General features: G+C 65.4%; 19 protein-coding genes and 1 tRNA gene. 9 read left to right on the plus strand and 11 right to left on the minus strand.

The genetic code is table 11. The features are described from left to right. The first annotated feature begins 66 nt into the window (after nucleotides 1-66). Complete coding sequence (locus Q7I88_RS08970) at nucleotides 67-1,017, plus strand: LysR family transcriptional regulator (RefSeq protein WP_305095582.1); 951 nt, start codon at nucleotides 67-69, stop codon at nucleotides 1,015-1,017. Nucleotides 1,018-1,033: 16 nt separating this feature from the next. On the opposite strand, the gene Q7I88_RS08975 is transcribed toward Q7I88_RS08970, so the two are convergent. The 4 genes from Q7I88_RS08975 to Q7I88_RS08990 are packed head-to-tail and all read right to left on the minus strand — an operon-like array spanning nucleotide 1,034 to nucleotide 3,748. After that, a complete protein-coding gene (locus Q7I88_RS08975; RefSeq protein ID WP_305095583.1) occupies nucleotides 1,034-1,417 on the minus strand; it encodes a VOC family protein in 384 nt (127 codons plus the stop codon). 15 nt (nucleotides 1,418-1,432) lie between these two features. Beyond that, complete coding sequence (locus Q7I88_RS08980; RefSeq protein WP_439648331.1) at nucleotides 1,433-1,870, minus strand: EamA family transporter; 438 nt, start codon at nucleotides 1,868-1,870, stop codon at nucleotides 1,433-1,435. Between the two features lies 1 nt (nucleotide 1,871). Continuing rightward, nucleotides 1,872-2,195 carry a c-type cytochrome gene (locus Q7I88_RS08985; protein ID WP_305095584.1) on the minus strand — a complete coding sequence of 108 codons (324 nt, stop codon included), beginning with the start codon at nucleotides 2,193-2,195 and terminating at the stop codon, nucleotides 1,872-1,874. Next, on the minus strand, nucleotides 2,192-3,748 hold the full coding sequence (locus Q7I88_RS08990) for an FAD-binding oxidoreductase (RefSeq protein ID WP_305095585.1): 1,557 nt from the start codon (nucleotides 3,746-3,748) through the stop codon (nucleotides 2,192-2,194). The genes Q7I88_RS08985 and Q7I88_RS08990 overlap by 4 nt, the downstream gene beginning before the upstream one ends. Nucleotides 3,749-3,841: 93 nt before the next feature. Here Q7I88_RS08990 and Q7I88_RS08995 point away from each other — a divergent pair, with 93 nt between their 5' ends. Then, nucleotides 3,842-4,213: a hypothetical protein gene (locus Q7I88_RS08995; protein WP_305095586.1), complete on the plus strand. Its 372-nt coding sequence runs from the start codon at nucleotides 3,842-3,844 to the stop codon at nucleotides 4,211-4,213. 103 nt (nucleotides 4,214-4,316) lie between these two features. On the opposite strand, the gene Q7I88_RS09000 is transcribed toward Q7I88_RS08995, so the two are convergent. Next, a tRNA-Gln gene (locus Q7I88_RS09000) sits at nucleotides 4,317-4,391 on the minus strand. 131 nt (nucleotides 4,392-4,522) lie between these two features. On the opposite strand from Q7I88_RS09000, the gene Q7I88_RS09005 reads away from it, so the two are divergent. Beyond that, nucleotides 4,523-6,760 (plus strand): TonB-dependent receptor, encoded by a 2,238-nt coding sequence (locus Q7I88_RS09005; RefSeq protein ID WP_305095587.1) that lies wholly within the window; start codon nucleotides 4,523-4,525, stop codon nucleotides 6,758-6,760. A gap of 27 nt (nucleotides 6,761-6,787) precedes the next feature. On the opposite strand, the gene yghU is transcribed toward Q7I88_RS09005, so the two are convergent. Continuing rightward, nucleotides 6,788-7,657, minus strand: a complete 870-nt coding sequence (gene yghU / locus Q7I88_RS09010) for a glutathione-dependent disulfide-bond oxidoreductase (RefSeq protein WP_305095588.1) — start codon at nucleotides 7,655-7,657, stop codon at nucleotides 6,788-6,790. 145 nt (nucleotides 7,658-7,802) lie between these two features. On the opposite strand from yghU, the gene Q7I88_RS09015 reads away from it, so the two are divergent. Continuing rightward, nucleotides 7,803-8,813, plus strand: a complete 1,011-nt coding sequence (locus tag Q7I88_RS09015) for a DNA topoisomerase IB (RefSeq protein ID WP_305095589.1) — start codon at nucleotides 7,803-7,805, stop codon at nucleotides 8,811-8,813. A 13-nt stretch (nucleotides 8,814-8,826) separates the two neighbouring features. Here the strand turns inward: Q7I88_RS09015 and Q7I88_RS09020 are convergent, their stop codons facing one another. Continuing rightward, the gene (locus Q7I88_RS09020; RefSeq protein WP_305095590.1) at nucleotides 8,827-9,795 is read right to left on the minus strand and encodes a GGDEF domain-containing protein; all 969 of its coding nucleotides are present in this window, start codon (nucleotides 9,793-9,795) and stop codon (nucleotides 8,827-8,829) included. 186 nt (nucleotides 9,796-9,981) lie between these two features. On the opposite strand from Q7I88_RS09020, the gene Q7I88_RS09025 reads away from it, so the two are divergent. Then, nucleotides 9,982-10,953: a glutathione S-transferase family protein gene (locus Q7I88_RS09025; protein ID WP_305095591.1), complete on the plus strand. Its 972-nt coding sequence runs from the start codon at nucleotides 9,982-9,984 to the stop codon at nucleotides 10,951-10,953. Here the strand turns inward: Q7I88_RS09025 and Q7I88_RS09030 are convergent. Beyond that, nucleotides 10,950-11,396 carry an MEKHLA domain-containing protein gene (locus tag Q7I88_RS09030; protein WP_305095592.1) on the minus strand — a complete coding sequence of 149 codons (447 nt, stop codon included), beginning with the start codon at nucleotides 11,394-11,396 and terminating at the stop codon, nucleotides 10,950-10,952. The two genes, Q7I88_RS09025 and Q7I88_RS09030, sit on opposite strands and share 4 nt — an antisense overlap. A 62-nt stretch (nucleotides 11,397-11,458) precedes the next feature. On the opposite strand from Q7I88_RS09030, the gene Q7I88_RS09035 reads away from it, so the two are divergent. From Q7I88_RS09035 to Q7I88_RS09045, 3 genes are read left to right on the plus strand one after another with little or no spacing between them, the layout of a single operon-like run. Continuing rightward, on the plus strand, nucleotides 11,459-13,072 hold the full coding sequence (locus Q7I88_RS09035; protein WP_305095593.1) for a GMC family oxidoreductase: 1,614 nt from the start codon (nucleotides 11,459-11,461) through the stop codon (nucleotides 13,070-13,072). After that, nucleotides 13,072-14,142 (plus strand): HupE/UreJ family protein, encoded by a 1,071-nt coding sequence (locus Q7I88_RS09040; RefSeq protein WP_305095594.1) that lies wholly within the window; start codon nucleotides 13,072-13,074, stop codon nucleotides 14,140-14,142. Before Q7I88_RS09035 ends, Q7I88_RS09040 begins: the two co-directional genes overlap by 1 nt. Then, the gene (locus tag Q7I88_RS09045) at nucleotides 14,142-15,206 is read left to right on the plus strand and encodes an MBL fold metallo-hydrolase (protein ID WP_305095595.1); all 1,065 of its coding nucleotides are present in this window, start codon (nucleotides 14,142-14,144) and stop codon (nucleotides 15,204-15,206) included. Before Q7I88_RS09040 ends, Q7I88_RS09045 begins: the two co-directional genes overlap by 1 nt. 33 nt (nucleotides 15,207-15,239) lie before the next feature. Here Q7I88_RS09045 and Q7I88_RS09050 read toward each other — a convergent pair whose 3' ends face one another. The 3 genes from Q7I88_RS09050 to Q7I88_RS09060 all read right to left on the minus strand — a co-directional run bounded on the left by Q7I88_RS09050 (nucleotide 15,240) and on the right by Q7I88_RS09060 (nucleotide 19,342). Beyond that, entirely contained in the window at nucleotides 15,240-17,021 is a 1,782-nt protein-coding gene (locus tag Q7I88_RS09050) for a DUF885 domain-containing protein (protein ID WP_305095596.1), read from the minus strand. Nucleotides 17,022-17,105: 84 nt separating this feature from the next. Then, nucleotides 17,106-18,209 carry a branched-chain amino acid aminotransferase gene (locus Q7I88_RS09055; RefSeq protein WP_305095597.1) on the minus strand — a complete coding sequence of 368 codons (1,104 nt, stop codon included), beginning with the start codon at nucleotides 18,207-18,209 and terminating at the stop codon, nucleotides 17,106-17,108. A 584-nt stretch (nucleotides 18,210-18,793) separates the two neighbouring features. After that, nucleotides 18,794-19,342: a hypothetical protein gene (locus Q7I88_RS09060; protein ID WP_305095598.1), complete on the minus strand. Its 549-nt coding sequence runs from the start codon at nucleotides 19,340-19,342 to the stop codon at nucleotides 18,794-18,796. 63 nt (nucleotides 19,343-19,405) lie between these two features. Here Q7I88_RS09060 and Q7I88_RS09065 point away from each other — a divergent pair, with 63 nt between their 5' ends. Next, entirely contained in the window at nucleotides 19,406-20,146 is a 741-nt protein-coding gene (locus Q7I88_RS09065; RefSeq protein WP_305095599.1) for a TlyA family RNA methyltransferase, read from the plus strand. Nucleotides 20,147-20,197: the final 51 nt, after the last annotated feature.

Here is a 20,197-nt window from a genome sequence, read left to right on the forward strand (position 1 = left end):
AAGCAACGCATCGCAAAGTGATGACACCACATAATTTGTAGGTTATGGCAAGCGACCGAGCCCATAATGCCCAGCCTACCTTTCACCTTGCGACAGCTGGAAGTCTTTGCCAGCCTCTGCGCCACTCGCAGCTTCCGCCGGACGGCGGAAGCTCTCGGCATTTCGCAGGCTTCGGTCAGCAACCAAATCAAGGCGCTTGAGGACCAGCTGGGACTTTCGCTGCTGTCGCGGCGCCCTGGCAAGCGGCCGAGCCTCACCCAGGACGGGATGTCGTTTCTCGAGGATCTGCGCGATTTCAACAGCGCTGGGGAAAGGCTCGCCAGTCACCGCCGCAGCCAGCCCGATCGCGACGGCCCGGTGGTCTACCGCATCCGCGTCGGGCAAGGATTGGTCGACTACTTCATCAAGCCGAAGCTCGACCGATTCCTCTCGCAGAATCCCAACATCGAGCTCGAATTCGAAGCGCAGCCGCCGAGCTATCGATATGCCCAGGACATCCAGGACGCCCGGTTCGACTTCGCGCTGTTCCACCTGCGCGCCGACCGCCCTGTCGATCCGGTGATGCGCCAGCTGGCGATGGTCCGGGGGGGCATATTCGGGCACCGCCGATTCCTGAAGGGCCGAAACTCGCCGCTTTCGGCGGACGAGATGTCGCAGTTGCCGTTCGTCCTGCCGCAGGCCGGTAGCTTGCAGGAGCGCGAAGTCCTGAAGGCCTTTGAAGTGCACGGCATCGTGCCGCGCAAGGTCGTCAGCCATACTCAGTTTTTCGATGTGATCGGCACAATGCTCGAACGCGGCCATGGCGTCGCCTCATTCTCGGAAGTCATGCTCGCGCCCGAAGCCCGCACCGACGTGATTCTGCTCTATCCGCTCCAGGACTGGCGGCTCATCTGGTATCGCCAGGATCACAGCGGCGATCCGCGCTGCGACATCGTCGAGAGCTTCATGCTGTCGAGCGTCCTGCAGGATCCGGACTATCCCACCATCGATGTATTCGCCGGCGAATACGCCGGCTAGCCGCCAGGCCGCTGGATCAGGCCGGGAGCTGAACCAGCTCGATTTCGTGTCCCTCCGGGCTTTTGAGCATGGCGACTTGCACCGGACCGACGGCGAATATGCCGGTGAGCCCCTGCGCCCCCGCCGCCAGCGCCTGCTCATGCGCGGCGGCGATGTCCTCGCACTGCAAGCCGACCGGGCCGTGCCCGGGGCCCACCGAAACGTCGCGCCCGTCCTTGTATGAAACGAGCAGCAGATTGGGCCCGGCCTGTTGTCCGGGCAGGGCCATGATGTGCTCGAGCAAATCGGGTTCGTCGAACGTCTGCACGACGGCGAAACCGAACGCCTTCTCCCAGAACGCGAGCGCCGCGTCCATGTCGGGCACGTTGAGCTTGAAGAAATTCAGCCGGATACCGCTCATTGCTTGACCTCTCTCTCAGCCGCGCCAGGCAATCAGAATTCCGCCCGAAGTGACCAATGCCACACCGAGCCAGCCGTAGGCGCTGAGCCGCTCGCCGAGCAAGAGGACACCGAGCACGGCCACGAGGACCACGCTGAGCTTGTCGACCGGAGCGACCTGCGCCGCTTCGCCGATCGACAGCGCGCGAAAATAGCACAGCCAGCTCGCCCCCGTGGCAAGTCCCGACAGCGTGAGGAACAGCATGGCCCTGCGGGTCATGCTCTGTTCGCCGGAGAACTTGCCGGTCAGCGCCAGCAGGATCGCCAGCGCCCCGGCGACGATGATCGTGCGGAAGAAGGTGGCAAGGTCCGAATCGATGCCCTCGACGCCGACTTTGGCGAGGATCGCGGTCAGCGCGGCGAAAACTGCGGAGCTCAGCGCCCAGAACTGCCAGCTGGCGAACACGGCCTGCACCTCAGCCCTCCTTGGCCAGCCACTGTGCCAGCGCAGCCAGCTGCGCGTCGGTCAGCTCGGTCGGAGTGAACTGCGGCATCGAGCCGGCCCCGTGGCGCACGACGTATTCGACATAGGCGGGCGGCAGGCCGCGGCGCTTGCGCAGTTCGGCCTGGCCGGGCGGAACCCGCTCCGCCAGTTTGCGCGTGCCCCAGCCGCGCGCGTCGTGACAATAAGCGCAGCGCGCGTCGTAGAACTGCTCGGGCGACCACCGCTCATCGCTCCCCGCGGCGGCGAACGGCAGTGCCAGAAGGCTCAGCGCCAGGAGAACAGCAGGACGGATCACGGTTGGCGGCCCCCGATGCCCTGCTTGCCGGGGGCAAGGATGCCGTTCGGGTCGAGCATGGCCTTGAGGCTGTCGTTGAGCTTCGGCAGCGCATGGCCGTTCCAGCCATGGATCGCCTCAGCGTCGTCCATGAACTCAATGTGGCTGCGATAGACGCCGATCCCCATCGCCTCGACGTCCTTGCACAGCTGCCGGAACAGCGCCTTGCACGCGGCGGTCATCGCCGCGTCGTCCTGCACGTAAAGCATGTCTGCGACGAAGATCAGCGCCCGCCCGCCGATCCCGAACATACCGACCCACGGGTCGAGACCGTATTCGAGGAAGCGGCGCTCGATCAGCTCGTAGACCGCATTCACCCGCTCTCCCACCGCGGCGACCACCGGTCCAAAATCGCTGTGCCCGCCGGGGGACCCGCGCCAGTCGACGATGGCGAAGGGAGCAAGGCTGACGTCCTGCCGCATCCACGGCTGCTGCGGTTCGCCGCGCTTCCAGCGGACCACCGAGATCTTTGCCTCGGGCATCTCGGCGGCGAAATGGCGGCGGATTTTCTCGACCCGCAGGTCCATCCCGCCGGCGGTGTGCTCGAACAGGTTGAAGATGACGTTCCACCAGCCCTTGCCGCGCTGCGCGAGGACTTCGCCGATGCGTTCGAGCGATATCGCGCCGCCCTCCTGCCAGATCTCCTGGCGGCGCGCGCCGCCGGTGATCTGCCGCATGCCGTTGGCGATGGTGTAGGCGGTGTTGATGGTCTCATCGAGCTTGAGCGGCCGCAGCGTGTCGACCAGCTTTGCGAGGTCGCCCTTGCCGGGCACGTCGATGGTGACGCCGGCCATCTCCGCGGGCTCGGGCATGAGCCACAGGCCCATCTTGGTCACCACCGCGAAGTTGGACTGGGTGAACATCCCGTCCCACACCGGGCCGAACGGCAGCTTGAAGGCCTGCCATTCCCGGCTGCCTTCGATCGCTCCGAAACCGGTTCGCACGAGAGTGCCGTCGGCGAGCATGACTTCCATCCCGCAGATCGTCTCGGCGTGGATGCCGTAGGGCGTGTAGCCGACGCCGTGCTCGAGCGCGTTGCCGATGACGCTGCCCCACGAATGCGCCGGGCCGCTCATCCAGAACTTAGATCCGCGGCGGTCGAGCTCCTCCTTGAAGTCGAAGAAGCTGACGCCCGGTTCGACCACCGCATAACCCAGCGTCTCGTTGATCTCGATCACGCGGTTCATTCGCTTGAGATCGAGCACCACTGCGCCCTTCAGCACGGGCGCGGCGGTTCCATAGGCGAAATTCTTGCCCATCGAGACCGGCCAGAGCGGGATCTTGTAGCGGTTGGCGGCGGCCAGGACTGCGGCCAGCTCGTCGGTGCTGGCAGGAGCGACTGCGGCCGAGGCGGCATGCTCGTCGCGCGGGCCGATGGCGAAGGGGTCGAGATAGCTCGCGCGGTCCGGTTCGCTGGTGAGTACCCAGTCTGGTCCGACGGCTTCGCGGAATGCGGCAAGCGCTGCGGCGAAATCGGCCGGGCTAACCCCGGGTGGCACCAGCACCTCAGCCATTCGTCCCTCTCCACACTCGAAGCCGTGCCTATCGCCTATCGCGGCAGAGTCCAACGGCTTGCGAAGATCGGCGTTTTAGGGTGTCATGACGACATGGGGACTTTCGACAGACGAACGGCGATGAAGCTGGGCGGGGCGGCAGCGCTCGCGGCCCTTGTTCCCGGCGCAGTGCTCGCGGCTAACGCCCCGCCTCGGCTGTTCGTCTTCGATTCTCGCTACCCTGCGTCCCGGGAGGCGGCTGAGCGGTGGCGATCGCGCGGAACGGCCCTGCTCGACCCGCGGGGACGCGACCTGGGGCAGGCGTGGCGTCAAGAGATCAAGCACGCGCTCGACAACGGCGGGGCGCTTGCCGGCCTCACGCCGTGGTCGGATCGCCTGGTTTGCGAGATGATGGGCCGCGACCACGGGCTGAAGCTTCGCGCGACCGAGTCGGCCAACCCGCTCTACGGCTGGTACCTGATCTAGCGAACAGGCCGGGGCGGCAAGGTGGGCGGCTTCGGACCTTGAGGTTCGAACCTTGCAATCTAGCCGAAGATGCGGTCGGCGCAGGCGGAGATGTGGTGAAGGCTGGCTGGGGCGGCAGGATTCGAACCTGCGAATGCCGGTACCAAAAACCGGTGCCTTACCACTTGGCGACGCCCCAGCAGCGCTGCGCCCATAGGCTGGCCTCCCGGCGAAGTGAAGAGGCGCGAGCCCGTCCGTGCAATCAAATTGCCTGCATTTCGCGAAAGGCCTATATCGCGCAGCATAATTATAAGGATGTGGGAGGACCGAATGCTGACATTTTCACCGGGCCGGTTTGCCGGCGCTTCGCTGGCCGCGCTCGCCATGATCCTGGCCGCGCCCGCCGCGGCACAGGATGGCGCTTCCAGCGACGATCAGGCGCGAGAGCCGGCCGAAGGCGGCAACCAGATCATCGTCACCGGCCTTCGCCGCGAGGATACGCTACAGGACACTCCGGCGGCAATCACCGCCTTCAATGCCGAAGCGATCGAGAATGCGGGCATCGACAAGCCGGCCGACTTCATCAACCTCACCTCGAACGTCAACCTCGTCGAGACGCAGAACGTGGGTAACGCGTTCATCGTGATTCGCGGCATCACCCAGGCGCGCAACTCCGAGCCGTCGGTCGCGGTGGTCATCGACGGCGTCCAGCAGGTCAATCCGGCGGCCTTCAGCCAGGACCTGTTCGACATCGAGCAGATCGAAGTTCTCAAGGGCCCGCAAGGCGCGCTCTATGGCCGCAACGCCATCGGCGGCGCAATCATCATCACCACCAAGCAGCCGACCGACCAGCTTGAAGGAAACATCACGGCCGGGATCGACAACGGCTTCGGGTTCTACACCCACGCCGGGCTGAGCGGGCCTATCAGCGACAACGTCAGGTTCCGGATCGCCGGACTCTACAAGGACACCGACGGCTACATCCCCAATCCCTATCTCGGACGCGAAGCCGATCCTTACAAGGATTACGCCTTGCGCGGGAACCTGCTGTTCGATCCCGGCGCCGGCTTCAGCGTCGACCTCCGCGCCTCGCTGGACCGCACGCGAACCACGGGCTTCTGGTACAACATCGTCGGCGACGTGAACGACACCAGCCTGCCGGTGCGGGTCAACAACGAGGGCATCGACAACCGCGACATGAACAATGTCTCGGCCAAGCTGACCTACGACGGCGACGGCTTCAAGGTGACCTCGGTCACATCCTACGACACGGTGAAGGAAATCATCACCGGCGACGCGTTCGACTTCCTGCCGACCAACGAAGCTTACTGCGCACTGCCTTCCGATCCTTGCTTCAGCGGCAGCACCGACCTCAACCAGAGCCAGTACCTCAACGTGAAGGCCTTCAGCCAGGAACTGCGCTTCGAAAGCCCCTCGAACGAAGACCTGTTCTGGATGTTCGGCGGGTACCTGATTTCGACCGACCGGTTCATCTCGACCGGCAACATGCTCGACCTGGGCAAGGGCGTGTTCCCGGTCTACCGCGAACCGACGAGCAACCCGGACAATCCGCAATATTCGTTCCTGTCGGATTCGCAGGACAACTTCGCCTGGGCCGCCTTCGCCAACCTGGGCTACAAGTTCTCCGACCTGCTGCGGATCGATGCCTCGCTGCGTTACGACCACGACAAGCGCGAGAACACCACCGAAACGCCGAACGCCTGGCTCGGCTACATCAACTACATCGCCAGCCTCTATGGTGCGCCGCAGAGCGCGCAAGGCGACGTGCGGACGCGCAATTTCAGCGCCTGGCAGCCCAAGGTCACGGTGACGCTCACGCCCACGCCCGATCTGACGTTCTACGGCGGCTACTCGCGCGGCTTCCGCTCGGGCGGTTTCAACCAGACCGGGGTCGGCGTGGTCGCACTGAGCAACGGCGTCGTGGGGGTGAACGACGTTTTCGAAGCCGAAACGGCGGATACTTTCGAACTGGGCTTCAAATCGCAGCTCGCCGACGGCCTGCTGACGCTCAATGGCTCGGTCTACACGACCGAATCGAAGAACAGCTATTTCTTCGTCTTTCTCTACGCCAACTCGACGCAGAATCTCGGCAATGTGCCGAAGGTCAGGCTCAAGGGCTTCGAGCTGGAAGCCAACGTGAACCCCACCGACGACCTGCAGTTCAACGTCGCCTGGGGGTTGACCGACAGCGAGATCAAGTCATTCCCCGACCCGGCCGCAATCGGCAACGAGGCGCCGGTCGTCTCGCGCTCGACGCTCAACGTGGGGGCGCAGTACACGCCCTACATCGGAGGCGGACTCTCGGCGCTGCTGCGCGCCGACTATCGCCGCATCGGCCGGACCTGGTGGGACGTTTACAACTCGACCGTGCGAAATCCGGTCGAGCTCGTCGACGTGCGCGCCGGGGTTAAGGGCGAGCACTGGAGCCTGACGGCCTTCGCCAGCAACCTGTTCAACGAGAAGTACAACGCGGAATTCTCGCCCGGTGGTTTCGTCTTCAAGGCGAGGCCGCGGATTTACGGTGTGGAGGCCGGCTACAGGTTCTGAGCGGGCGCGGAGGGCGCGCGGGCCTTGTCAGACGTCCGCACGCTTCCTGACCGGTTCGAACAGGCTGCGGTCCTCGACCTTGTCGAAGTCCGCGGCGCTGTGGCGTTCGGCCATCGCCTGGCTGTTGACCAACCGTCCGCGAATGGCCCCGGGGCGCGCGTCGATCGCCTTGGTCCAGCGCCCGACGTTCTCGTATTCGTGCAGGCTGAGGAACTCGTCCGAACCCTTGTAGGCGCCGTGATAGAGGTTGCCGAGCCAGGTGTAGGCGGCGATGTCGGCGATCGTGTAGTCGTCGCCGGCCAGGTATTCGCTCTTGCCCAGCTGCATGTCGGCGACCGCGAAGAGGCGCTTGGTCTCCATCGCATAGCGGTCGATCGGGTACTTGTAGCGCTCGGGCGCGTAGACGTAGAAGTGTCCGAACCCGCCGCCGATGAACGGCGCGCTGCCCATCTGCCACATCAGCCAGCTGAGCGTTTCCGCGCGCGCAGGGTCCTGCTTGGGCAGGAGGTATCCGAACTTCTCGGCCAAGTGGATGAGGATCGCGCCGCTTTCGAACACCCGGAACGGCTTGGGTCCGCTCTTGTCGAGCAGGGCAGGGATCTTGGAATTGGGATTGAGCTCGACGAAGCCCGAGCCAAACTGGTCGCCCTCGAAGATCTTGATCAGCCATGCGTCGTACTCGGCGTCCGAGTAGCCTGCCTCGAGCAGTTCCTCGAACATGATCGTCACCTTCACCCCGTTGGGCGTGCCGAGCGAATAGAGCTGGAAGGGATGCTCGCCGACCGGCAGCTCCTTTTCCTCGCGCGCTCCGGCGGTCGGGCGGTTGATGCCGGCGAATTGGCCGCCGTTTTCCGGATCGAAGGTCCATACCTTGGGCGGAGTGTAGACGTCGGACATCGCGGGCTCTCCTGTTTGCGCTCGGGTGGAGCTTCACATGGCGGCGCCGGGGAAGGCGAGCAAGGGAGAGAATCTTTTCACGGGCCGATGGATTCGTTTTCGCATCGAAGGAACCCTCTGAACTCATGGCGCGTTTTCATGGGCCATGGCCACCTGTCCTCCCAAGTTGAAACATGTCGAGGACAGTCAGCCGGGCATTTCGCGCCGCAAGGCGGGGCGAGGCTGGGCCTATTACGATGCCGAGGGCGAACGTATAACCGACCGCGACGCGATAGACCGCCTGAACGCAGTCGCCTTGCCGCCTGCCTATACCGACGCCTGGTTCTGCCCCGATCCCCGCGGACACATCCAGGCCACCGGCGTCGACGACAAAGGGCGCAAGCAGTATCGGTATCATCCCGACTACCGCACGTATCAGGAAGCCGAGAAGTTCGATCAGTGCGCGCTGTTCGGAACTCTGTTGCCCAAGGTGCGCAAGCGGGTCGAAGCTGACCTCGCCGACCGCAAGCTTAGCCGCGAACGCGCGATCGCCAGCGTGGTGCGCCTGCTCGACGAGGGCGTGGTCCGGATCGGCAACGAGTGCTACGCGAAATCGAACAAGAGCTTCGGCGCAACCACGCTGCGCCGGCGCCACGTCAACGTCACGGGGAAGACGATCAAGCTGCGCTTCAAGGCCAAGAGCGGGAAGTTGTGCGAACTGTCTGTCACCGACAAGCGCCTTGCCCACTTCGTGCGCAAGATGGACGACTTGCCGGGCCAGCACTTGTTCCAATATCTCGATGACGACGAAAACGTGCACCACGTGGGCTCGGCCGAGGTCAACGCCTACTTGTGCGAGACGATGGGCGAGCATTTCACTGCGAAGAACTTCCGGACCTGGCATGCCAGCGTGCTGGCCTTCGAGGCACTTGCCGACGCCGACGATCAGCTGACGATAAAAGCGCTCATGGAGCTCGTTTCGGAGCGCCTCGGCAACACGCCCGCGGTCGCGCGCCGCAGCTATGTTCATCCTGCCGTCGTGGCGCTCGTCGATCGGCAGCTGAAATGGCGCGAAGCGCTGCAACTCCCGCGCAAGACGAAATGGCTCGGCCGGACCGAGCGCGGACTGCTCGAACTGCTCGAGAACAGCCCGAGCGCGGAACGCCTGCTGCGCTAGATCGGCGGGCGGGTCAGGCGACGACGCGCCGCCAGAAGCTGTCCGTGGCCGAGCGCAAGGTGTTCTTGCCGGCCTTTTTCGCCATGTAGAGCGAACTGTCGGCAACCACGAACAGCTCTTCGGGCGTGAGCGCACCGGGACTTTCCTGGAAGGCAAGACCGCCCGACAGTCCGATGGGGAGCAACTCGTCGTTCCAGGCTGCAGGCATTTGCAGCCGGGCGAAGCGCTGACGCACCTCGGCTTCCATGTGGGCGGGTGAATTCCCGGCCGGCAGGATGACCGCGAACTCGTCACCGCCGATGCGCGCCGAAAGCAGGGCCTGGGGAAATTCGGCGGCGAGGCGCTGACCGAGCGTAGCCAGGCAGGCGTCGCCGGCGGCATGGCCCCACCTGTCGTTCAATTGCTTGAAGCCATCCATGTCGAGCAAGAGCAGCGCCCCGATCGGGCCGAACGTGGGGCAATGCGCGATTTGGTCGAGGAACTCGTTCTGAAAACGGGCGCGGTTGGCGAGGCCCGTAATGGGGTCGGTGTCGGCCCGCAGGCGCAGCGCCTCGCGATCCCGGCGCTCGGCGGTGACGTCCTGCTTGATCCCGAAGAGTTCGCGGGCGCGTCCGTTTGAAACGCGGGTTGTCGCCGTTATCCGGATCCAGCGTTCTTCCCCACCGGCAGGCCGTATTCGTGCTTCCAAGGTAAAACCGCGTCCGCGAGCGATGGCGCTTGAGCGCAGCCTTTCCAGTTTCTCGCGCGATTCCTCGCAGTACTGGGCAAGCACGGCATCGCGCGCAATGCGCCGATCCGCGGGCAGACCGAACAGATCGAACACTCCGGGGGTCCAGGTAAGCCGTTCGTCCGACAGGTCACACGACCAGGCTCCGATTCCGACGAGGTGGGCCGATCGTTCGAGCAGGTCCGTAGGGTGGGTATCGCGAGGGATGGGCGCGGCAAAGGCAGGAGCGGCGTCGGCCAATCGTTCGGTTCCCATGTCGCGGATCGCTGGAGCGAACTCTGACTAGGTGAGAAAGGTGAACGTCCTGTTAGAGCTCCGCTACGGAAACGGCATGATTGCGGTCGATGTTCGAATGAACCGGCAGTTGCTCGATGGACGCGCGCGGCGGGCTGACAAGGCGCTCTTGCATCCCTAGGCGTCGTGTTCGAGCAGGAGAAGTACATGTCCCAACTCTACGACGGTGTCTGGCGCGACAGCCCCCCCGCGGCCGAGGAAATCGGCAACGATGGCCAGTTCCGGCGCATCGACAGCCCGCTGCGCGACTGGATCGAGGCCGATCCCGACGCGAAGTTCCCGGCCGAGGCGGGGCGTTACCACGTGTTCATCTCGTGGACCTGCCCGTGGGCCTCGCGCGTCACGGCTTACCGAGTGCTCAAGGGGCTGGAGGACGTTGTCGGCCTGTCCGCCGCATCCCCGACGATCGACAACCGCGGCTGGATGTTCGAGGACGAGACGATCCCGCCGTTCGAAACGCCGCATCCGCTCTACCGCGTCTACCAGGAGCACGACCCGCACTATACCGGCAAGGCGACCGTGCCGACTTTGTGGGACAAGAAGACGGGACGCATCGTCAGCAACGAAAGCGCCGACATCATCCGCATGCTGGGCTCGGCATTCGACCACATCACGGGCAACACGCTCGACCTCTATCCCGAGGACCTGCGGCCCGAAATCGACCGCTGGAACGACATCATCTACCCCGGCCTCAACAACGGGGTCTACCGCGCCGGCTTCGCCGCCTCGCAGGCCGCCTACGAGCGCGCCGCGCGCGGAGTGTTCGAGACGCTCGACGCGATGGAGGCGCAGCTGGCCCGCCATCGCTACCTGGCGGGCGAATGGCTGACCGAGGCCGACTGGCGCGCCTTCACCACGCTGGTCCGCTTCGACGTCGGTTATCACGGCGCCTTCAAGTGCAACCTTAGGCGGATCGACGATTACCCGGCGCTGTCGGGCTACCTGCGCGAGCTCTACCAGTGGCCGGGCATCGCCGCGACGGTGAAGCTGGAGGAGATCAAGCGCAACTACTATGCGCTGACCGACAAGCACCGCATCTATCCCATCGGCCCGAAGATCGATCTGTCGGTGCGGCATGGGCGCGACTTGCTGCCGGGCCAGGGAATTCGCGGGAGCTAGAGCGGGCTCCAGTCGGTGAAGGTGGCGGCTTGGCCGTGCAGCACGCCGGCATCGTCGCGCAGGTTCCAGATGATTGCGTTGTCGATGCGAAAGCGCATTCCGTTCGCGGCGATCCTGACGCCCCCGTACCCGGTCACGATATCGTCCGTTTCGAGCCGCCCGAAGGTGCGCGTGCGCTCCTCGCGGGCATCCGCCTCGGCAGACTCGTAAGACGGCAAGCCGATAAAGCGGTCGGCGCTCATCGCGAACAGCTCGAGCGCGAGGCGGTTGCCATAAAAGAACCGCGGCGGAACGTCGATTCCGTGCGCGAGGATGGCGCGCGGAGCATTCCACAACGGGTTGGGGGTGGCCGCGAGGGGCTGCCCGGTCAGCCGCTGAAAGCTCCGGGCGATCAGCGCCAGTCGCTCTCCTGCGCTGGCTTGCACTTTTGCGCGATCGTCCATCGCACGCGTCTTGCGCTGCCCTCGGCGGTGCCGCAAGGTCGGCGGCGCAAAGGGAGGCAGGAATGGCCGGAGTACCGGACCTTATCGTGATCGGCGGCGGCAGCGCGGGGGCAGCCTGCGCGGCGCGGCTCGCCGAGGGCGGCAAGCGCGTGCTGCTCGTAGAGGCGGGCAAGTCGGACAAGGATATCCGCTCTAAGATCCCGGCGCTGATGAGCGGGATCGTCCACACCCCCGAGTTCGACTGGATGTACAAGGCCGAGCCCGACGAGAGCGTTGGCGGGCGGCCCGATGTCTGGCCAGCGGCCAAGCGGCTGGGCGGGGGCAGCGCGATCAACGGGATGATGTTCATCCGCGGCCACCAGTGGGACTACGACCGCTGGGCCGAACTCGGGGCCACGGGGTGGGACTATGCCAGCGTACTGCCCTACTTCAAGCGGATGGAGGACAACGAACGCGGCGCCGACGAATGGCGCGGCACCGGCGGCCCGATTGCCGTTTCCGAAGTGCGCAGTCGCTACGAGGTCACCGACGAATGGATCGCGGCTGTGCAAGAAGCAGGCTTTCCGCGCTCGGTCGACCTGAACGGCGAATTCGCCGAGGGCGTCGATCATATCCAGCTCTCGCAGCGCCGCGGGCTGCGGAACTCGACCGCCGCCGGCTACCTGCGCAACACGCCGCGCAATCTCGAAATCATGCTCGAGGCACAAGTTCTCAAGATCGAAGTGTCGGGTGGCCGCGCGACCGGAGTTGCCGTGCGCCGGCAAGGCCGGACCCAAACGCTCGCAGCGCGCGAGGGAGTGGTGGTCTGCGCCGGGGCGCTCAACACCCCGCGGCTGCTAATGCTGAGCGGAATCGGCCCGGTGAAGCACTTGGCGCATCTCGGAATCCCCACCGTACTCGACCTGGCCGGCGTCGGCGGCAATCTTCAGGAACATCCCGGCTGCCACCTCATCAACGAAGTCTCGGTGCGCACGCTCAACAACGACGGACGGGGGCTCGCCGGGGTCGGGCAAGTGCTCGCATTCGTACTCGCTCGCAGCGGCGCGCTGACCACCGGTATCGGCCATGCCCAGGCTTTCGTGAAGAGCCGTGAAGGGTTGCCCGCGCCCAACCTTCAACTGGCGTTTTCCGCCTTTGCCTTCGACGTGACCGAGAAAGGTAACCTCGCGCTGCGCAAGGAGCCGTCGGTCAGCACATTCGTGGCCTTGATGCGCCCGCAATCGCGCGGCCGGATCGAGCTACCCAGCGCCGATCCCGACGATGCGCCGGTGATCCGCCACCAGTTGCTGGGCAGCGAGGACGACGTTCAGCAGATGATCGACGGGCTCGAGATCGCTCGCCGGATCATGGCCCAACCGGCCATTGCCGGACATGTCGTGTCCGAGGTTCGCCCCGGCGCGGAGCTGCAAAGCCGCGAGGCGCTCGGCCACTACGTCCGCGCGGCGACGATTCCGATGTACCATCCGGTCGGCACGGCGAGGATGGGTGCGGTGGACGATCCCGAGGCCGTCGTGGGCCCCGATTGCCTGCTGCGCGGGCTCGAGGGCCTGTGGGTCGCCGACGCCTCGATCATGCCGACCATTCCGCAGGGCAACACCAACGCCACTGCCATCATGATTGGCGAACGTGCGAGCGACCTGATCCTCGCCGGCCTCAGGGAGAGGCTGGCCGCCTGATGTTGCGCCTGGTGCTGGCTCTCCTGGCGCTGCTCGCAGCAGGGCAGGCGCAGGCCCACCCGGCGCCGTTCTCCTACCTCGATGTCCGCTACGATCCTGAACGCGGGATCGTCGGCACGCTTACCGTGCACGACTTCGATATCGCGCACGATCTGGAATTGACCGACCCAGCGCAACTGCAAGACCCGCACCTGTTGATCCACATGATGGACGATATCGGGCCGATGCTGGCCAAGCGCTTCGTGCTCGCCGCGGATGGCAGGCCGCTCGATCTGGCGTGGGAATACGCCGAGCCGCTCGCCGGCCAGAACGCGGTGCGGCTGTGGTTCCGCGCCACCGGGCCGCCCGGCGGCAAGCTGACCTACTCGGGCGAGATGTTTCACTACGATCCGCAGCACCAGACCTTCGTCAACATCTACGACGGCGGCAAGCTCGTGGATCAGTGGATCGTCGGGACGGGCGGCGGGACGCGGACCTACTATCGCGGCAATACGGCCGGGGCGGTGCAGGTCCTCAAGACCTTCGTGCCGGCCGGCGCGCACCATATCTGGATCGGGCCTGACCATCTGCTGTTCCTGCTCGGACTGCTGCTGTTCGGCGGCACCTGGCGAAAGCTGGTCGGTATCGTCACAGCTTTCACTATCGGCCATTCGGTTACCCTGACGCTGGCGGCGCTCGACATCTGGAGCCCGCCATCATGGCTGGTCGAGCCGATGATCGCGCTGACCATCATCGTCGTCGGTGCGGACAACCTCATGCGCGGCGAGGGCAAGGACCTGCGCATCTGGCTGGCCGGGACGTTCGGGCTGATCCACGGCTTCGGGTTCGCCGCCGTGCTGCGCGAGTTCGGCCTGCCGCAGGCGGCGCTGGGCTGGAGCCTGTTCGGCTTCAACCTCGGCGTCGAGCTGGGCCAGCTGGCGCTCGTCATCCCGCTGGCCCTCGCACTCGGCTGGCTGTGGCGACATCGTCCCAGGAATGCGCGACAATTGGCGACAGCGGGTTCGGTTGTCGTCGTTGCCGCGGGAGTCTATTGGTTCGTGCAAAGAACATTCCTGATGGGAGGAACCTGATGAACCGCAGCCTGATTCTCGGCTCAATCGTCGCCACCGGCGTGATCGCCGCTTGCGCGATGGCGCCGCAATCCGCGGATAGCGCCGCGCCCGCCGCCTCCGCATCGGCTATGGCCGACATCCCGACCACGCCGATGGACACGCCGCCTCCCGGCTACAAGCCGTCGACTGGCCCGGGCTTGCCCGGGGTTTCGCCGATCGAGCACGTCAAGGGTCAGGTTTACAAGATCTTCGGCGGCGGCGGGAACACCACCGTGTTCGTGATGGATAACGGTGTCGCTCTGGTCGACACCAAGCTGCCCAACAACGGCCAGGCGATCCTCGACGAAGTGCGCAAGGTCACCGACAAGCCGGTGACGATGGTCATCAACACCCACTCCCACCCCGACCACGTCGGCTCGAACCAGTTCTTCAAGGATCAGCGGCCGACCGTTGAGGTCGTGGCGCAGGCCAACTCCGCCGCGCGCATGGCGCAGGCGAGCGGTCCGTTCCCCGCCAACCCGGCGACCAAGAGCTTCGAAACCAAGACCAGCCTCGGCGCCGGCAAGGACAAGATCGATCTCTATTACTACGGGCCAGGTCACACCGACGGCGATGCCTTCGTGGTCTTCACGAACGACAAGGTCATGGCCGCCGGCGACATCATGGCCTGGTCGATGGCCCCGCTGATCGATCCGGGCAGCGGCGGCAGCGCGATCGGCGCGGCCGATACGCTGATGAAGGCCGCGGCCGGAATCAAGGGCGTCGACACTGTCGTCGAAGGGCACGGCTATATCCAGCCGTGGTCGCGCTTCGTCGAATTCGCCCACTTCAATCGGGCCCTGGCAGACGAAACGCGCAAGGTGAACGCCGCGGGCGGCACGCCCAAGGACGTCGTCGATCACCTCGTCGACAGCGGCAAGTGGGCGACTTATCTCAAGGACCACACGCTCACCGGGCTCGAATACGGCAGCACCGGGCAGAACCGCGCGCTGATCAACGCCATCGTCGGGCTGCAGGAACTGCGCGGCGAAAAGCCGGTAACGATCATGAACCTCAAGCCCGAGGACGCTTACAAGCGTTAGGAAAACGGGCGGCCCCGCAACCGGGGCCGCGCCTCACTTGGCCAGCTGCGCCGGGATGAAGTCGCTGCGCACCGCTTCGGCCAGCTGGTCGAGCGGCAGCAGGCCCTGGCCGACCACGAAGTCGTTGAACGCCTTGCGATCGAACTTGTCGCCGAGCGCCACTTCGGTCTCCACCCTGAGGTCGGCCAGCTTGCCATAGCCGTAGAAGTAGCTGCCCGCCTGGCCCTGGCCGCGGAAGGTGTAACGGTCGACTTCCTGCTTGGTCATGGCCACCGAAAGGCCGACCTTCTCGCGCAGCCACTTGGTCGCCTCCGCCGGTGTGATCATCCCGAGGTTGAGCATGGGATCAAGCATCGCGCGGCTTTCGCGCAGCAGCAGGAACTGCAGCGCGATCAGCTGCCCCTCGATGGGCTCGTAGGGCATGAACTCGGCTTCCGCGTAGAGACCCCAACCTTCGGCGTTGACGCTGTTGAAGGCATAGAGCGCGCGCGCCTGGCTCACGCCGCGTTCGACCATCTGTGCGAATTGGAGCTCGTGACCCGGCCGCGCCTCATGCGCGCTCAGCGTCCAGGCGGCAGCCTTGAAGTTGAAGTCGTCGAAGGCGGCGTCCGGACCGGCCGATGGATCGCCCGTGCCGAGCACGAACTGCCCGCGCTCTCCGGTATTTCCGATCAGGCGCGGCGGCAGCATGTGCGGCGCAGGCTGTGCGGCGTTTTCCGCCGGACTGCCGAGCCGCATCAGAACCGGATAAGCGGGCCGGTCGATGATCTTCTCGTCGGTGATGATCTTGTCGATCCGCCCCAGGACGCCCGCATAGTAGCTCTCCATCTGGTCGTCGGGGATGACGTCCTTCTTCAGCGCGCCGATCACCGAGGGATAATCAGCATCCTCGAAGCCGAATTTGGCCGCAACCTGCGGGGCCAGGGCCTCCATTTGCTGGCGCGTATCGTAGAAGCCGCGCCGCGCCCGTTCGATCAAATCCTTCGGCGGAATGTCGATGCCGTACTGCTTGAGCTGGAAGGCATAGAGTTCGGAGGGCAGGCGGAAATCGTCGCGCGCCTTGGGCAGGACGGCGGTGCGTTCCCACTCCGCATAGTCGCGCAGCTGTTTGTCGAGCGTCGCGAGGGCTTTGTCCGCGCCCTTGATCTTGGCTTTGGCGAACAGCGCATGAATGCCGGCGAGGTAAGTCTCCGTCTTGCCGAGCGTGTCTTCGACCCGGCCCTTGTACGGGCCGACCTTGCCTTCGCCGAGACTTTCGGTCCAGCGCGCCTTGGCCAGGTCGGTCAGGGGGGCGGAACCCGGGTACTGCCCGACGTAGCGTTGCAGCAGTTCGAGCGCCTTGGCCTGCCGTGCCGGGCCGATCTGCGGTTCGAGTGCGGAGTTCATCGCGTTGAAAACGAACTGAGGGACGTCGATCCAGTTCAGTTCCAGCCGGTCGGACAGCTGGGTTCCCTCGATCGACTGGTCGATCGAATTGATGAGAATCTTGAGGTCCTCCTTGACGAGCGGATTGTCCTCGCTGGCCAGCGCAGCCGCCAGCTTGGCGCGCTGTGCCTGCTCCATGGCAATATAGCGCTGCGAGAGGTCCGGACCGAGATCGATCGCCTTTCCGTCGAACTGCTCGAGGCCGCTCGCGGCTGCACTTTCGGGCGCGAATTGCGCTTCGGCCAGCATGAGCTGCCGGGTGTAGGCGTTGCTGCGGGCAATCCAGTCCTGCTCGGCCGGTGCGCTCGTTCCCTCCTGGGCCTGCGCGGAGGCGGGCACGGCGAGGGCGAGCGTGGCGGCGCCCAGCAGGGCGGCGATGCGGTATGTCATGAGTGAGTCCCCGGAACTGTGATGCCGGGTTCTATCGCACAACTTCGTCCGGCGGCAACGCTGCCCGTCGGCACACGTCGGTTGTCAGTCGAGCCGGTGAACCCAGCCGTGGCGGTCCTCGATGACGCCGCGCTGGATGCCGACAAGCTTTTCGCGGATCCGCCCGGTCAGCTGGCCGGGCCCGCCGCCGCCGATGGTGAACTCGCCGTCGGTGCTGGCGACCTTGCCGACCGGGGTGACCACCGCGGCGGTACCGCAGGCGAAGGTTTCGAGCAGGCGTCCGCTCTCCGCATCGGCGCGCCACTGGCCATAGCTGTAGCGGCCTTCCTTCACCGTCAGCCCTTCCTCGCGGGCCAGTTGGATGATCGAATCGCGGGTAATGCCGGGCAGGATTGTGCCGGTCAGCTCGGGCGTCAGCAGCGTTCCGTCGTCGAAGGCGAAGAACAGGTTCATGCCGCCCAGTTCCTCGATCCACTTGCGCTCGGCCGCGTCGAGGAAGCAGACCTGGTCGTAGCCCTTGGCGACGGCGTTGGCGTGGGGGACCAGGCTGGCGGCATAATTGCCGCCGCACTTGGCCGCGCCGGTGCCGCCAGGCGCGGCGCGGGTATAATCTTGCGAAACCCAGATCGATACTGCCGGGACCCCCGACTTGAAGTAATTGCCCGCCGGGCTGGCGATGACGAGGAATTTGTACTGCTTCGCCGGGCGCACGCCGAGGAAGGCCTCGGAAGCGAACATGAAGGGGCGCAGGTAGATCGAGCCACCCTCGACCGGCGGGAACCACGCCTTGTCGGCCAGCACCAGCTGGCGGACCGCTTCGACGAACACCTCTTCGGGCAGGTGCGGCATGGCGAGGCGATCGGCCGAGGCGTTGAACCGGCGCGCGTTCTCTTCGGGACGGAACAGCGCCATCGTGTCATCGGCCAGCTTGTAGGCCTTCATGCCCTCGAAGATTTCCTGGGCGTAGTGCAGCACCGCGCAGGCCGGGTCGAGGCTGAGCGGCCGGCGCGGACCCAGCGTCGCCGAATGCCAGCCCCGATCGGCGTCGAAGTCGATCGACACCATGTGGTCGGTGAACAGCGTGCCGAACCCGGGATTGGCGATCGCCTGGTCGCGGCTCGCGCCGGGAACCGGGGCGGGGTGGGGAATTCTGGCGAAGTCGAGCGAATGACCGGCGGTGGCGTGCATGCGAGTGTTCCTGACTATGTGGTGCTACGAATGACCGATAATTTCAAATCTCGCAAGAGAAATGAAATAAATGGTAAGTCGTGCAACCACTCTTCGCCGCACTAGCCGGAACCGACGCCGATTAGAAGGGCGGGGCGGCAGCGAAAAAGATGCGGAAACCGGTTCAGCTTGCGAGGGGGACCTGCCCAAACCGCGCCGGCGGAAAATGAGAAGGCCGGCTCCGCCTGTCGGTGGAACCGGCCTTCACATGGTCAGCGGTCGTTTAAACCGCTCACGAAGCCTCTATCGGCGGTTTTCAGAGGTTACCGATAGTGCTCCGCGCGGGTCGTTTCCGACCTCCCTGCTGAACCATGAGACATCGGATCACCTCCTTTCGCGCTTTGAAGCCAGGCCCCCGCTTCACCGGGGGCCAAGGCCTGCGTGGACCGCTGGCCTTGGACGCAATCTGAGTCGTCTTGGCCTCGAACACAAGACTTGCATTTCAGTTTTTCACTGTCAGAATCCTGCGCTTCCGGCTCGGGGTGCCCCCGGGCCCTTTTGTTTTTTCGAGCGGCAATCGCGCCGCTCATCCTCGGAAACGGGAATCACCGGCAATCGTCGATCACCCGGCTGATCTCGGGCCAGGCCGGCAGGTACAGCGTATTGAGGCCGAACACCTCCACCGCGAAGCGGCCCTTCGAAAAGGCGATCGCATCGAGGAAGGAATCGCGCGCCGGAAGCGAGGCGTGCATCGTTGGCGGCTCGTCATTGTCGGGGCTGGCAGTCAGTGTGCGGTCGGCGGTTTCGGTGTGGACCTGCATCGGGATCGCCGCGGAGGTGCGGCCGGAGCGTACGAGACTCACCGTGCCGGCGGCGCGGTTGCACACGAAGGCAAAGCGCGTCTCCCCGGGCGAAGGCCCGAAGCGGGCGGTGCTGCCACCCGGTACGGCGCTGTAGGTCCAGTCGCCCGGCGTCTGCGGGGCATCCATCCAGTTGTCGAAAGTCGGGGTGATGACCTCTTCGGGGGCCTGGCTCGGTGCCGGGCGCGGCGGGGCCGGTACGGGGCTTGGCGCGGGCGCCGGCGCCGGAGCCGACGGCACGCAGGCTGCCAGCGCGATGAAGGGCAGGGCGATCAGCAGGCGCAGCGCGGTCATCGCACCGCTGTGGCCGATGCGCGGGATTGGCTCAAGCGGGCTGAAACGGTTAAGCGCATGCATATGGCGAAACAACGCATCGACCAGCTTCTGGTGTCCCGCGGGCTGGCCGAAAGCCGTACCCGCGCCCAAGCGCTGATCATGGCGGGGCTGGTTTTCATCGATACTCGCAAAGTCGACAAGCCCGGCCAGCAAGTGGCGGAAGACGCGGATATTGTCGTCAAGGGGCGTGACCATCCCTGGGTCAGCCGCGGCGGGGTCAAGCTCGCGCACGCGATCGACAAATTCGGCCTCGATCCGCGCGGCGCGGTGGCGATGGACATTGGCAGTTCGACCGGGGGCTTTACCGACGTCCTGCTGCAGGGCGGAGCGGAGCATGTCTTCGCGGTCGATTCCGGCACCAACCAACTCGCCTGGAAACTGCGGCAGGACCCGCGCGTGACCGTGTTCGAACAGACCAGCGCGCGAATCCTCACTCCCGAGCAGATCGATCGCCCTTGCACCTGGGTGGTTTGCGACGCGTCGTTCATCTCGCTCGCCAAGGTCCTGGAAAGGCCGCTCGAGCTTGCCGCGCCAGACTGCCGTCTCGTTGCGCTGATCAAGCCCCAGTTCGAGGTCGGGCGCGAGGAAGTCGGCAAGGGCGGGGTGGTGCGAGATCCGGATCTGCACGCCCGCGTTTGCGGCGAACTGCGCGAATGGCTCGAAGGCTCGGGCTGGACTGTCGAGGGCATCGTGGAGAGCCCGATAACCGGGCCGGAAGGGAACGTGGAATTTCTCATTGCGGCCCGGCGGGGGACGGCCTGAGCGGCGCCGTTGCGCCCGCCGCGGGTCACCGCCAATATCCGCGCACCGAAT

The sequence above is a fragment of the Croceibacterium aestuarii genome, from assembly GCF_030657335.1.
GTDB classification, from domain to species: Bacteria; Pseudomonadota; Alphaproteobacteria; order Sphingomonadales; family Sphingomonadaceae; genus Croceibacterium_B; species Croceibacterium_B aestuarii.